Consider the following 13,631-nt stretch of genomic DNA (forward strand, 5'->3'; position numbering starts at 1 on the left):
TCACGGCGCCGCCCATGCGGTTGCCGACGAACGGGTAATCCGGCATATGTCGGGCCGCAACCGAAGCAAGGGGATGACGCCATGGATGACCAGGCCGCGCAAGCAACTGGAACAGGCGTCGGAGAGCCTGCCTTGCGCCGCGTGATGCTCAAGATCTCGGGCGAGGCGCTGATGGGCGACCAAGGCTATGGCCTGCATCCGCCCACCGTCGAACGCATCGCGCGCGAGGTCCAGTCCGTCCACGAGATGGGGGTCGAGATCTGCATGGTCATCGGCGGCGGCAACATCTTCCGCGGCTTGCAGGGCTCGGCACAGGGGATGGAGCGGACGACCGCGGATTACATGGGCATGCTGGCCACGGTGATGAACGCGCTGGCCATGCAGGGCGCGCTGGAGAGCCTAGGCATCCACACCCGTGTCATCAGCGCGATCCCGATGGATCAGGTCTGCGAGCCCTATATCCGCCGCCGCGCCGTGCGCCACCTGGAGAAGAAGCGCGTCGTCATCTTCGCCGCCGGCACCGGAAACCCGTATTTCACCACCGACACGGCCGCGACCCTGCGTGCCTCCGAGATGTCTTGCGGCGCCATCTTCAAGGGCACCAAGGTCGACGGCGTCTACGACCGCGATCCGGTGAAGTTCGCGGACGCGAAACGCTACGACACGATCACCTACGACGAGGTGCTGTCGAAGCATCTGAAGGTCATGGACGCATCGGCCATCGCGCTGGCGCGCGAGAACGGCCTGCCGATCATCGTGTTCTCGCTGGATGCGCCCGGAGGGTTCCGGTCGATCCTGGCGGGCGAGGGGACGTATACCCGCGTCGAGGGCTGAACGGCACCGGGGCCACCGGGCCACGGGTGGCGGGCATGTCGGGCCAACCGTCTTTCCCTGCGCGGGATCCCCCGATATACCGCGCCGAAAGCCTGCGGGAGACGAATGACATGGCCGACGATTTCGAGCTGGACACCGACGACATGAAACGCCGGATGGACGGCGCGATGACCAACCTGAGGACGGAATTCGGCAGCCTGCGCACCGGCCGCGCCTCGGCCTCGATGCTGGAGCCTGTGATGGTCGACGCCTACGGCGCGCCCACGCCGATCAACCAGGTCGGCACCGTCAACGTCCCCGAGTCGCGCATGGTCACCGTCAACGTCTGGGACAAGGGACTCGTCGGCAAGGTCGAGAAGGCCATTCGCGAAAGCGGGCTGGGCATCAACCCGCAGCTCAACGGCACCATCATCATGCTGCCGATCCCCGAATTGAACGAGGAGCGGCGCCGCGATCTGACCAAGGTGGCCGGGCAGTATGCCGAGCACGCCCGGGTCTCGATCCGCAACATCCGGCGCGACGGCATGGACCGCATCAAGAAGGCCGATGGCCTGGCCGAGGACGAGGCGAAGATGTGGGAGAGCGAGGTCCAGGAAATGACCGATTCCTACATCAAGAAGATCGACCAGGCGCTGGAAGACAAGCAGGCCGAGATCATGCAGGTCTGACCCGGTCTGCCCCGGCGCGCCGGTGATGGCCACGGGAAAACGGGCACAAGGCCGCGGGACGAACCACGCGGCCCCGACAAAGCGAGGACGAGCGAGATGACCATGCCGACCCAAGTCACGATCGGGCCACGCCACGTCGCCATCATCATGGACGGCAACGGACGCTGGGCGCAGAGCCGGGGGCGGCCGCGCCTGCTGGGCCATCGCGCGGGCGCCCGGCGCGTGCGCGAGATCGTCGCCGCCTGCCCGGATCTGGGCGTCGAATACGTGACCGTCTTCGCCTTCTCGACCGAGAACTGGAAACGCACGCAGAGCGAGGTCTCGGGGCTGATGTCGTTGTTCCGGCGCTACATCCAGACCGAGGCGAACAGCCTGCTGGAGCAGGGGACGCGGGTGCGCTTCATCGGCGACAGACTGCGCCTGGACGCCAAGCTGCGCGGCCTGATGGACATGATCGAGGCGCTGACCGCGCACAACACGCGGGTGAACCTGACGATCGCGCTGAACTATGGCGGGCGGGACGAGGTTGCGCGCGCGACCAAGCGGCTGGCCCGCGATGTGGCCAGCGGCCGCCTCGACCCCGAGGCGATCACCGACGAGACCTTGCCGCGCTATCTGGACACCCATGTCCTGCCCGATCCCGATCTCGTGATCCGCACCTCGGGCGAGGCGCGGATCTCGAACTTCCTGCTGTGGCAGTCGGCCTATGCCGAGTACGAATTCGTTGACACGCTGTGGCCCGACTTCACGCGTGAGCGGTTCGAGGAGGTCCTGTCGCGCTTCGGCACCAGGGAACGCCGCTATGGCGGTATGACCGCGTGAACGAGCGGCCCGAGGACCACGCCGAGGAGGAGGAGCCGCCCCTTTTCGAGTTCGAGTTCCAGCCCCCGCTGGAGCCCAAGGTCGCGGGCCGGTTTCAAGATCTGGCCCCGCGGCTGGGCACGGCGATCTTCCTGCTGGTGATCGGCGGCGTGGCCATCGTGGGCGGCGGGCTCTGGTTCGTGGCGCTGATCTCGGTCTGCGTGGGCCTGATGCTGTGGGAGCTGGCGACGATGCTGCGCTGTGGGCCCAAGCGCGCCAAGCTGATGGCCGGAGTGGGCGCGGTCGCGCTGTTCCTGGCCAACATCCTACCCATCGGGTTCGGCCTGCCGCTTCTGATGCTGGTGCCGATGACGGGGATCGCGTTCATCCGCAACGACCGCCGGATCATGGTCGGCTTCTCGGCGGCGATCGTGTTGGCGGGCCTGAGCCTGACGCAGCATCTGACGCAGTTCGGCCTGATCTGGATGCTGTGGCTGATCGCGGTCGTCGTGATGTCGGACGTGGCGGGATACTTCGCCGGGCGCATGCTGGGCGGGCCGAAGTTCTGGCCGCGCGTCAGCCCCAAGAAGACGTGGTCGGGCACCATCGCGGGCTGGATCGGCGCGGCGCTGGTCGGCTGGATCTGGGTGATCTGGCAGGATGCCGGGTGGGAGACGGTCGGCGTCTCAGTCGCGCTGGCGATGATGGCGCAGATGGGCGACATCGCCGAGAGCGCGGTCAAGCGGAAGGTGGGCGTCAAGGACAGCTCCAACCTGCTGCCGGGGCATGGGGGACTGTTCGACCGGTTCGACGCGATGCTGGGCGCGGCGCTGATGCTCTTGGTGATCGAGTCCCTGTCGGAGTTTCCGCCCGTCCCGGTGCTCTGAGCATGCGGCGCGTGTCGATCTTCGGCGCGACCGGCAGCATCGGTCAGAACACGCTCGACCTGATCCGTCGCGCGCCGGACGCCTATCATGTCGTCGCCCTGACCGGGGGCGCGAATGTCGAACGGCTGGCCGCGGATGCGCGCGCGCTCGGGGCCGAGATCGCCGTCACCGCCTTCGAGGATCGACTGCCGGAATTGCGCGCGGCGCTGGACGGGTCGGGGGTGGACGCGGCGGCCGGGGCAGGGGCACTGCTTGAGGCCGCGGACCGGCCCGCCGACTGGATCATGTCGGCGATCGTCGGCTCCGCCGGTCTGGCGCCTGGCCTGCGGGCCTTGCGTCATGGCACGACGCTGGCGCTGGCCAACAAGGAGAGCCTGGTCTGCGCCGGCCCGTTGCTGATGGCCGAGGCGCGGGCGCAGGGCGCCACCGTCCTGCCGGTCGACAGCGAACATTCGGCCGTCTTCCAGGCCCTGCGCGGCGAGGACATGAATGCCGTCGACAAGATCACCATCACGGCGTCCGGCGGGGGCTTGCGCGATTGGCCGCTGGAGGCGCTGGACGGCGCCACGCCCGCGCAGGCCGGCACCCATCCGAACTGGGACATGGGGCGGCGGATCACCATCGACTCGGCCTCGATGTTCAACAAGGCGATGGAGCTGATCGAGACCCATGAGTTCTTTGGACTGCCGCCCGACCGCATCGACACCGTGATCCACCCGCAATCCATCGTTCACGCGTTGGTGCGGTTTCGCGACGGGGCGACGATGGCGCATCTGGGGGCGCCCGACATGCGCCACGCCATCGGCTTCGCGCTGAACTGGCCGGAACGCCGGGATCTGCCCGTGGCGCTGCTTGACCTGGCCGAAACCGGGCGGCTCGATTTCCGTGCGCCCGATCTGGCGCGTTATCCCGCCCTGCGCCTGGCGCATCGCGTGATGGAGGCCGGCGGGCTGGCCGGCGCCGCGTTCAACGCCGCCAAGGAGGCGGCGCTGGATCTGTTCATCGACGGCCGCATCCGGTTCACCGACATGGCCCCGCTGGTCGCGACGGTGCTGGACAGGCTTGCGACGGAAGATCGCCTTGAAGCTGCCACCATGACCCTCGATATGGTGCAGCAGACCGACCGTGTCGCCCGCGACACCGCGCGGGCCGTCGCCGCGCAGGGTCGGCACGCCTAAGCAGGAAAGACCGCCAATGATCGCATCACTCGTCCCGCAGTTCGGCGGCTTGATCTGGACGCTTCTGGCCTTCGTGCTGGCGCTGTCGGTGATCGTGGCGATCCACGAATACGGCCACTACATCGTCGGGCGCTGGTGCGGCATCAAGGCGGACGTCTTCTCGATCGGCTTCGGGCCGGTGCTCTGGTCGCGGATGGACCGGCACGGCACGCGCTGGCAGATGGCGGCGCTGCCGCTGGGCGGCTACGTCAAGTTCCGGGGCGACGCGAACGCGGCGAGCGTCGGCGATGACGGCACCGTGGCCGAGATGACCGAGGCGGAGCGCGCGCAGACGATGACGGGCGCATCGCTTTGGCGCCGGGCGGCCACGGTGGCGGCGGGACCGATCTTCAACTTCATTCTGTCGATCCTGATCTTCGCGGGGTTCGTCATCGTGTCGGGCCGGGTCGTCGACAATCCGGTGGTAGGTGAACTCAAGCCGTTGCCCGAGGCGGTGGTGACGCTGCAACCGGGCGACGAGATCCTTTCGATCGGCGGCCAGTCGATCGAGGCCATCACCGATGTGGCGTCCACCGCGGCGGAACTGCCGGCGGGCGAGTCCATCTCCTACGAAGTGCGGCGCGATGGCGAGATGTTGCGGCTGGACGCCGCCCCGCCGATGCCCGCGCGGGTCGAGCAGGTGCAGGCCCGCTCCGCCGCATGGGATGTCGGCATTCGCGCGGGCGACGTCGTGACGGCCATCGACGGCGTTGCGATCCACTCCTTCCGCGACCTGCAGCGCAAGGTCGAGGTGGCCGAGGGCGCACCGCTGGGCCTGACGGTATGGCGCGAGGGCGAGGTGCTGGAGTTCACGCTGACCCCGCGTAGCCAGGCGCTGCCGCTGCCTGATGGCGGGTTCGAGACGCGCTATCTGATCGGCATCACCGGGTCGCTCTTCTTCGAGCCGGTGACCGAGACGGCGGGGCTTGTCGAGGCGGTGAGCTATGGTTTCAGCCAGACCGGCTATATCCTGAAATCCTCGCTGTCGGCGCTTGCGCATATCGTCACCGGGCAGATCAGCACCTGCAACCTGTCGGGGCCCATCGGCATCGCCGAGACGTCGGGGGCGGTCGCGACACAAGGGTTGGAGAACTTCGTATGGTTCATCGCCGGCCTGTCGGCGGCGGTGGGTCTGCTGAACCTGTTTCCCATCCCCGTTCTCGACGGCGGCCACCTGGTCTTCCACGCCTACGAGGCCGTTCGCGGCAAGCCGCCTTCGGACAATGCGGTGCGCGTGCTCATGACCATCGGGATCGCGCTGATGGGGGCGTTGATGCTCTTCGCGCTCTGGAACGACATCTTCTGCTAGGGCTGGCGACAGCCCCGAAACGCCGCGCACCGAAATCGCCCGAACTGCGCCTCAATCGCGCCCCATTCCGCGGGCATCCCGGGGTCGATTGGAGTTTCGAGGATTTTCCCATGCGACACGTGCAGAACGGATATCGCGGCCTGACCATCTTCATGGGCCTGAACATCGACCGTTTCCTGTCGGCCTTCGCGATCCTCGCCGCGGTGATGCTGGCCGCGTGGATCCAGTCTCTCTGATCGGGCACGCCCGTCGATCGACGGTGTGTTGCATGCCGACGACCCCTTGCGCCGCGCGTGATTTGCGGCGCTCTCGCGCTTTGACATGACTCCGTCCAGCCGATAGGACCGTCCTCAAGAAAATCGAGGACGGGGCAGACGACATGGACCGACGGGGCGGGGCCTTTCCGGGCACGGGGCGGCAGGGTTTTCAGGGCAACCGAACGGGCGGCAGGACGATGCGTCTGACCGCCCTTGCCATATGCGGGGCCGCGTTTCTGGCGGGGGCCGCCGCGGCCCAGACCTATCAGTTCAACAGCTTCGAGGTGCAGGGGAATACCCGCATCGAGACGGCGTCCATCCTCGCGAACCTGGGCGTGGCGCCGGGCGAGGTCATCACCGCCGGGCAGCTCAACGACGGGTTCCAGCGCCTGCAGGCCTCGGGCCTGTTCGAGACGGTCGAGATCGTGCCGCAGGGATCGCGCCTGGTCGTGATCGTGACCGAGTATCCGACCGTCAACCGCATCTCCATCGAGGGCAACAACCGCCTCTCGGACGAGGATCTGCAGACCATCATCGGCAGCCAGGTGCGCCGCGTCTACGACCCGCGGCAGGCCGAGCGCGACGCCGCCGCCATTACCGACGCCTATGCGCAATCGGGTCGTCTGGCGGCGACCGTTCAGCCCAAGATCATCCGCCGCAGCGAGAACCGCGTCGACCTGATCTTCGAGGTGGCCGAAGGTCGCGTGTCCGAGATCGAGCGGGTCAGTTTCGTCGGCAACCGCGCCTTTTCCGACCGCCGCCTGCGCCGCGTGCTGGAGACCAAGCAGGCCGGGATCTTCCGCGCCCTGATCCGCGCCGACACCTTTGTCGGCGACCGGGTCGCGCTCGACACGCAGCTGCTTCGCGACTTCTACCTGTCGCGCGGCTATGCCGATGTGCAGGTCCTGTCTGCGACGCCCGAACTCGTGCCGACGCGCGACGCGTATTTCCTGACCTTCCGCATTCAGGAGGGGCAGCAGTTCCGGTTTGGCCGGGTCGCCGCGATGTCGAACCTGCCCGAGATCAACGTGGCGGAATACCAGTCCGAGATCCGCGTGGACCCCGGCGACATTTTCACGCCGCAGGCGCTGGAGCGGACGATCGAGCGGCTGGAGCTGTTGGCGACGCGCCAGGGTCTGACCTTCATCCGCGTCCGCCCCGAGATCCGCCGCAACGACGCTGATCTGAGCCTGGACATCGATTTCGTCATCGAAAAGGGCGAGCGGCGCTTCGTCGAGCGGATCGACATCGAGGGCAACGCCACGACGCTCGACCGGGTAATCCGGCGGCAGTTCGACACGGTCGAAGGCGACCCGTTCAACCCGCGCGAGATCGAGGCCGCCGCGCGGCGGATCCGCGCGCTGGGCTATTTCAGCGAGGCCGAGGTGACGGCCCGCGAGGGAACGGCGCCCGAGCAGGTGATCGTCGATGTCGATGTCGAGGAGCAGCCGACGGGCGCGCTGGGTTTCGGCGCGAACTACTCGGTCGAATCCGGCGTGGGCGTGTCGTTCAGTTTCTCGGAGACGAACTTCCTGGGGCGCGGCCAGACGCTGAACTTCGCGGTCGACACGGGATCGGAGAATTCCAACTCCGCGCTGACCTTCATCGAGCCCTACTTCCTCAATCGCGACCTCGCCGCGTCGGTGTCGGTCTTCTACCGCGAGACCTCGCGCGACTCGCTCACCTTCGACACGCGGAGCGCGGGCGCCCGGTTCGGGCTGGAGTTTCCCGCCGGTGAATACAGTCGCCTGGGCGTCTTCTACGGCATTACCCAGGACAAGCTGGACGCACGCGACAGCACCGACCTGTCGCCGATCCTGCTGGCCGACGAAGGCGAGGCGACCACCTCATTCGTGGGTTACAGCTGGACCTACAACACCATCGGCACCGGCCTGGACCTGACGCGCGGCTACCGGTTGCGCTTCGGCCAGCAATTCGCCGGCGTGGGGGGCGACGAGGAGTTCATCAAGACGACGATGCTGGCCGCGGCGCAGCGAACCATCCGCAACGATGAGATCGTGCTGAACGCCACGTTCGAGGCGGGCGCGGTCAACACGCTGGACGACGACGCGTCGCGGCAGTCGACGCGGTTCTTTAACAGCCAGTCGATCATCCGCGGCTTCGAGTCGGGCGGCATCGGCCCGCGCGACCTGAACTTCTCGGATGCGGCGCTGGGCGGCAACTATTTCGCCGCCGCCCGGTTCGAGGCGCAGTTCCCGTTGGGCTTCATTCCCGAAGAGTACGGAATCGCGGCCGCGACCTTCCTGGATGCCGGCTCGGTCTGGGGGCTAGACGACACGTCGGCGACGGGCCCGATCCCGGTGGACGACGATTTCTACCTGAACTCCGCCGTGGGCATCGGCCTCCTTTGGGATACCGCGATCGGACCGCTCCGGTTCAACTTCACGCGGGCGATCCGCAAGCGGGATTTCGACCGCGAGCAGACGTTCGACCTGACGATCGAGACCCGCTTCTGATGCGCGCGGCGCTGCTGCTGGCGGCGCTGCTGACGGTGGGGCCGGCAGCGGCACAACAGGCGGGGTCGCAAGGCCCGTCGCCCAGCCTGGGCGTGCCGCAATCGTCTGTGGTCGTGCTGGACCGCGATGCCCTCTTCGCGCAGAGCATGTTCGGCCGCCGCGTGGCGCGCGACATCGAGGCGGCCTCGGCCGAACTGGCGGTCGAGAACCGCCGGATCGAAAGCGAGCTGGAGGCCGAGGAGCAGGCGTTGACCGATCGTCGCGCCGCGATGAACCCGGAGGCCTTTCGAGAGCTGGCCGCCGATTTCGACGCCCGGGTCACGGACATCCGCCAGACGCAGGCGGCGAAGGCCCGCGCCATCACCCAGCAGGGCGAACGCGCGCAGGCCCTGTTCCTGGAGCGTGCGAACCCCATCCTGGTGGAGCTTGCCCGCGAGACCGGCGCGCTTGTGATCCTGGACCGGCGTCTGGTGATCGCATCGGCCGACCAAGTCGACATCACCGTTCTTGCGCAGGACCGGATCGATGCCGCCCTGGGCGACGGGACCGAGATCGAGCCATCGGCGCCCCAGCCCCGGCCCGAAGGGGACCGCTAGCCGCCGCTTGCCCCATACCCCCGGCGCACGATATGCCCCGGAAATCAAACGGGGGACCGCGACATGACGACCGAGGCCGACATTCACCTGATCCAACGGGTGCTGCCCCATCGCTATCCGTTCCTTCTGGTCGATCGGGTCCGCGACATCGTGGAGAACCGTTCGGCCGTCGGCATCAAGAACGTCACCTTCAACGAGCCGCATTTTCAGGGCCATTTCCCCGGCACGCCCATCATGCCCGGCGTCACAATCATCGAGGCGATGGCCCAGACGGCGGGCGTGCTGGTCGGTGTCTCCAATAACCTGATGGACCGCGACGCGCTGATCTATTTCATGTCCGTCGAAGGGGCCAAATTCCGACGCAAGGTCGTGCCCGGCGACGTGCTGGAGCTGCATGTCGAGGTCGTGCGCGGCAAGCCGGGTGCGAAGGTCTGGAAGTTCCGGGGCAAGGCGACGGTCGATGGCGAGGTGGCCGCGACCGCCGATTTCACCGCCATGATCGACATGCCCAAGGACCAAGCGGACACCGGGGCGTGAGCGTCGACCCGACCGCGACCGTTCATCCCTCGGCCGTGATCGAGGACGGGGCGACGATCGGCCCGGGTGCCCGGATCGGGCCGTTCTGCGTCATCGGGCCCGAGGTCACGGTCGCGGCCGATGTCGACATCCGCAGCCACGTGGTCGTCGCGGGCTGGACCGATATCGGCGCAGGCACGGTGATCTTTCCCTTCGCATCGATCGGTGAGGTGCCGCAGGACCTGAAATTCGCCGGCGAGCGGACCCGCCTGCGGATCGGCGCGCGCAACCGGATCCGCGAGCATGTGACGATGAATACCGGGACCGTCCAGGGCGGCGGCGAGACGGTGGTGGGCGATGACGGCCTGTTCATGGCCGGATGCCACATCGCGCATGACTGCCATATCGGCGACCGGGTGATCGTGGTGAACCAGTCGGCCATCGCCGGCCACTGCCAGATCGCGGACGACGTGATCGTGGGCGGGCTGTCGGGCATTCATCAATGGGTCCGCATCGGCCGAGGGGCGATCATCGGCGCGCTGTCGATGGTGACGAACGATGTGGTGCCGTACGGGCTGGTCCAAGGGCCGCGGGCGGAGCTGGACGGCCTGAACCTCGTCGGGCTGAAGCGGCGCGGTGTGGCGCGGGCGGACATCCAGGCGCTCCGCGTGGCGCTTCTGACACTAAAGCAGGGGGAGGGGACGTTCCTGGAGCGGGCCCGCCGTCTGGGCGACGAGACCGAGAGCGATCACGTCCGCCAGATGGTGGAGTTCATCACCGGCGCCTCGGATCGAAGCTTCCTGGTCCCCAAGTGACGAAGCTGGCCCTGATTGCCGGGCAGGGGGGGCTGCCGGCCGTACTGGCCCGCGGGCTGGACGGCCGGGACTGGCGGGCCTGGCATCTCGCCGATCATCCGCCGGACGGCATCGCGTCCGAGGGGTTCCGCATCGAGCGGCTGGGAACGCTGCTGGCGCATCTGGCGGAGGACGGCTTCACCGAGGTTTGCTTCGCCGGCCGCGTTGCCCGGCCGGCCATCGATGCGCAGGCGATCGACGCCGCGACCGCGCCGCTGGTGCCGCGCATGATGGCGGCGCTGCGGCAGGGGGACGATGCGGCGTTGCGCACCGTCCTGTCCTTCTTCGAGGAGGCGGGGTTGCGCGTGGTGGCGCTACAGGAATTGGTGCCGGGCCTGATGGACGTCCCGCAGGTCGGCACGCCCGCGCAGGCGGACCGGGCGGATATCGCACGCGCGGCCGAGCTGCACCGGGCGCTTTCGCCGCTGGATGTCGGGCAGGGGCTGGTGGTGGCGGGCGGCCAGGTGCTGGCGATCGAGGCGCTGCCCGGCACCGATCACATGCTGGACGGATTGGCCGCGCCATTCGCGCGCCCGCCGGGCGGCGTGTTCTACAAGGCGGCCAAGGCCGGGCAGGACAGACGAATCGACATGGCGACGTTGGGCCCCGACACCGTCGATCGCGTGCGCGATGCGGGACTGTCGGGCATCGCGGTGGAGCGCGGCGCCGTCCTCGTCTTGGATGCCGATGAGATGCGCCGCGCCCTGACCGAGGCGGGGCTGTTCCTGGCCGTGCAGGGCCCCTGATGCGGCTGTTCCTGATCGCGGGCGAACCTTCGGGCGATCGGTTGGGCGCGGCGCTGATGCAAGGGCTGCGGCACCTGGTGCCGGACGTCGAAATCGTCGGCATCGGCGGCCCGGCCATGACCGCCGAGGGGTTGGAGAGCCTGTTCCCGATGGAGGTGCTGTCGGTCATGGGGCTGGCCGAAGTGGTGCCCCGGTTGCCGGAACTTTTGCGCAGGCGGGATGCGGCCGTCGCGGCCATCGCCGACCTGCGGCCGGATGCGTTGATCACGATCGACAGCCCCGATTTCTGCCTGCGTGTGGTCGCGCGCGCCCGGCGGGTCCGCCCGTCGCTGCCGGTCATCCACTATGTCGCGCCGTCGGTCTGGGCCTGGCGTCCGGGGCGGGCCGAGAAGATGGCGCGGCATGTCGACCATGTCCTGGCCCTTCTGCCTTTCGAGCCGCCCTATATGCAGGCGGCCGGGATGAGCTGCGATTTCGTCGGTCACCCGGTCGTGACGGAGCCGCGGGCCACACCGGCCGAGGCCGCCGCCTTCCGCGCACGGGCGGGCGGCGAGGTCGCGCTCGTCCTGCCTGGATCGCGGCGGGGGGAGGTGACGCGCCTGGGACCCGTCTTCGGCGAAGCGATCGAGCAGCTACCCCGCGGCAGCCGGGTCGTCGTTCCGACCGTGCCGCATCTGGAGCCAGTCCTGCGCGAGATGACGCGGGGCTGGCCCTTCGATCCGATCCTGGTGACGGACCCGGCCGACAAGCGTGCGGCCTTCGGGGCGGCGACGGCGGCACTCGCCGCATCGGGCACCGTCAGCCTGGAACTCGCCGCGAGCGGGACGCCGATGGTCATCGCCTACGACATGAACTGGTTCAGCTGGCAGATCGTCAGCCGGATGCTGCGTGTGGATACGGGGACCCTGGTGAACCTGATCGCGGGCCGCAACGTCGTGCCCGAGTTCCACGGCCCGGCCTGTCGCGCCGGCCCGGTCGGTGCGGCCTTCGCACGGCTGATGTCGGTGCCGTCGGAACGCGATCGCCAGACGCAGGCCCTGTCGGATGCGATGGACGCGCTCGGCCGCGGCGGCGTGGCGCCCGGCCTGCGCGCGGCACGGTCGGTGGTGGACCATCTCGCGAAGTGACTTGCGGGGGGCGGGGATCGCGGCTATCCCCCGGCGCGAGGCACCCATAGCTCAGCTGGATAGAGCGCTGCCCTCCGAAGGCAGAGGTCTCAGGTTCGAATCCTGATGGGTGCGCCAATCCCCTCTCTAGCGGTCGGCCGTCGCCATTTCACGCACGGCGTGCGGCCAGGAACCTCGACAGGCGCGGCAGGCCGTCCGCCATCGCCGCGGGGTCGTTGCCGAACCCTATCCGCACGCAGCCCTCGACCCCGAAGACCGATCCGGGGGTCAGCAGGACGCCGGTCTGTGCCAGAAGATCGAGGCAGAACGCCTCGGACGGCAGGTCGATGTCGTAGTGGATCAGCGCGGTCGTCCCGGCCTCGGGCCGGACCCATGTCAACGAAGGCTCGCCCGCCATCCAGTCGTCGATGAGCGCCAGATTGCGGGACGTGATCGCGCGCGCGCGGTCCAGCAGGCGGTCGGCGGCGCCGAGCGCGATGGCCGCCAGGTGGTCGTCGATCATGCCGACGGAAATGGTGTTGTAGTCGCGATGCAGCGCCACCGCCTCCAGAACCTCGCGCGGGGCCGTCACCCAGCCGAGGCGCAGCCCGGCCAGCGAGAACGCCTTGGACATGCCCGCCGTGGCGATCCCCTTTTCGTAGAGGTCGACGATGGACGGATCGAAGCCCGGATCTTCCCGCCCGGTGCCGCGATAGACCTCGTCCACCAGCACCCAGGCATCGGCAGCGCGCGCGATTTCGACGATCCGGGCCATCGCGTCCGGTGCGATCCGGGCCCCGGTCGGGTTGTTGGGGTTGGTGAAGGCGATCATCCGGGTCTCCGGCGTGACGGCATGGTCCAGCGCGCCGAGATCGGGGTGCCAGCCGTCCCCGGGATGAAGGGGAAAGCGCACGACGTCGGCGCCCAGGCTTTCGGGGATGGAGACATGCTGCTGATAGGTCGGCACGAAGCTGACGACGCGGTCGCCCGGTCCGACCATCGCCTGCCAGACGAGCGCGTTCGCGCCCGCCGTGCCATGCGTCACCACGATATCGCCGCGCGTCCGGTCGACATAGAGGGCCGCGATCGCATCGCGCAGCGCGTTCGATCCTTCGATCGCGCCATAGGTCAGGCGCAGGGGAAGCAGGTCGCCGAGCGCCGCCTCGTTCCGGCCGGCCAGTTGCAGCAACTCGCCCAGCGTCAGGCTGCGCACGCAGGTTTCGGCGAGATTGAGTTCGCACGCGGTCTCATGCGCGTTCATCCAGATCTCGACCGCGAATGGATCGATATGCATGCGGTGCCCTCTCCGGTTCGATTGTTCGAACCGATCATCCCGGGCGCGCGTCGTCCAGCCCATGTGAAC

At 68.4% G+C, this 13,631-nt stretch carries 14 protein-coding genes and 1 tRNA gene; 14 read left to right on the forward strand and 1 reads right to left on the reverse strand.

The features are described 5' to 3' along the window. Positions 1–81 precede the first annotated feature (81 nt). The 14 genes from pyrH (at position 82) to MWU52_RS03185 (ending at position 12,406) form a co-directional block, all read left to right on the forward strand. Complete coding sequence (gene pyrH, locus MWU52_RS03125; RefSeq protein WP_246949332.1) at positions 82–834, forward strand: UMP kinase; 753 nt, start codon at positions 82–84, stop codon at positions 832–834. Positions 835–944: 110 nt separating this feature from the next. Further along, positions 945–1,502 carry a ribosome recycling factor gene (gene frr / locus MWU52_RS03130; RefSeq protein ID WP_246949334.1) on the forward strand — a complete coding sequence of 186 codons (558 nt, stop codon included), beginning with the start codon at positions 945–947 and terminating at the stop codon, positions 1,500–1,502. Positions 1,503–1,598: 96 nt separating this feature from the next. Then, positions 1,599–2,324 carry a polyprenyl diphosphate synthase gene (gene uppS / locus MWU52_RS03135; protein ID WP_246949336.1) on the forward strand — a complete coding sequence of 242 codons (726 nt, stop codon included), beginning with the start codon at positions 1,599–1,601 and terminating at the stop codon, positions 2,322–2,324. Further along, positions 2,321–3,190, forward strand: coding sequence for a phosphatidate cytidylyltransferase (locus MWU52_RS03140; RefSeq protein ID WP_246949339.1), 870 nt, complete (start codon positions 2,321–2,323; stop codon positions 3,188–3,190). The genes uppS and MWU52_RS03140 overlap by 4 nt, the downstream gene beginning before the upstream one ends. A gap of 2 nt (positions 3,191–3,192) precedes the next feature. Further along, positions 3,193–4,368 carry a 1-deoxy-D-xylulose-5-phosphate reductoisomerase gene (dxr, locus tag MWU52_RS03145; RefSeq protein ID WP_246949341.1) on the forward strand — a complete coding sequence of 392 codons (1,176 nt, stop codon included), beginning with the start codon at positions 3,193–3,195 and terminating at the stop codon, positions 4,366–4,368. A 16-nt stretch (positions 4,369–4,384) separates the two neighbouring features. Then, entirely contained in the window at positions 4,385–5,716 is a 1,332-nt protein-coding gene (rseP, locus tag MWU52_RS03150) for an RIP metalloprotease RseP (RefSeq protein ID WP_246949343.1), read from the forward strand. Between the two features lie 110 nt (positions 5,717–5,826). Beyond that, entirely contained in the window at positions 5,827–5,952 is a 126-nt protein-coding gene (locus tag MWU52_RS17930; RefSeq protein WP_281493889.1) for a hypothetical protein, read from the forward strand. Positions 5,953–6,170: 218 nt separating this feature from the next. After that, a complete protein-coding gene (gene bamA / locus MWU52_RS03155) occupies positions 6,171–8,450 on the forward strand; it encodes an outer membrane protein assembly factor BamA (protein WP_246949345.1) in 2,280 nt (759 codons plus the stop codon). Next, positions 8,450–9,046: an OmpH family outer membrane protein gene (locus MWU52_RS03160; protein WP_246949347.1), complete on the forward strand. Its 597-nt coding sequence runs from the start codon at positions 8,450–8,452 to the stop codon at positions 9,044–9,046. The genes bamA and MWU52_RS03160 overlap by 1 nt, the downstream gene beginning before the upstream one ends. A gap of 63 nt (positions 9,047–9,109) precedes the next feature. Further along, positions 9,110–9,583: a 3-hydroxyacyl-ACP dehydratase FabZ gene (gene fabZ, locus MWU52_RS03165; RefSeq protein ID WP_246949350.1), complete on the forward strand. Its 474-nt coding sequence runs from the start codon at positions 9,110–9,112 to the stop codon at positions 9,581–9,583. After that, positions 9,580–10,377, forward strand: coding sequence for an acyl-ACP--UDP-N-acetylglucosamine O-acyltransferase (gene lpxA / locus MWU52_RS03170; RefSeq protein ID WP_246949352.1), 798 nt, complete (start codon positions 9,580–9,582; stop codon positions 10,375–10,377). Before fabZ ends, lpxA begins: the two co-directional genes overlap by 4 nt. Beyond that, positions 10,374–11,162 carry a UDP-2,3-diacylglucosamine diphosphatase LpxI gene (gene lpxI / locus MWU52_RS03175; RefSeq protein ID WP_246949355.1) on the forward strand — a complete coding sequence of 263 codons (789 nt, stop codon included), beginning with the start codon at positions 10,374–10,376 and terminating at the stop codon, positions 11,160–11,162. Before lpxA ends, lpxI begins: the two co-directional genes overlap by 4 nt. Continuing rightward, entirely contained in the window at positions 11,162–12,289 is a 1,128-nt protein-coding gene (lpxB, locus tag MWU52_RS03180) for a lipid-A-disaccharide synthase (protein ID WP_246949358.1), read from the forward strand. Before lpxI ends, lpxB begins: the two co-directional genes overlap by 1 nt. A 40-nt stretch (positions 12,290–12,329) precedes the next feature. Beyond that, positions 12,330–12,406 (forward strand) — tRNA-Arg (locus MWU52_RS03185). A gap of 31 nt (positions 12,407–12,437) precedes the next feature. On the opposite strand, the gene MWU52_RS03190 is transcribed toward MWU52_RS03185, so the two are convergent. Next, entirely contained in the window at positions 12,438–13,562 is a 1,125-nt protein-coding gene (locus tag MWU52_RS03190; RefSeq protein ID WP_246949361.1) for an aminotransferase class I/II-fold pyridoxal phosphate-dependent enzyme, read from the reverse strand. Between the last annotated feature and the right edge of the window lie 69 nt (positions 13,563–13,631).

The organism is Jannaschia sp. S6380, assembly GCF_023015695.1.
Taxonomy (GTDB): Bacteria; Pseudomonadota; Alphaproteobacteria; order Rhodobacterales; family Rhodobacteraceae; genus Jannaschia.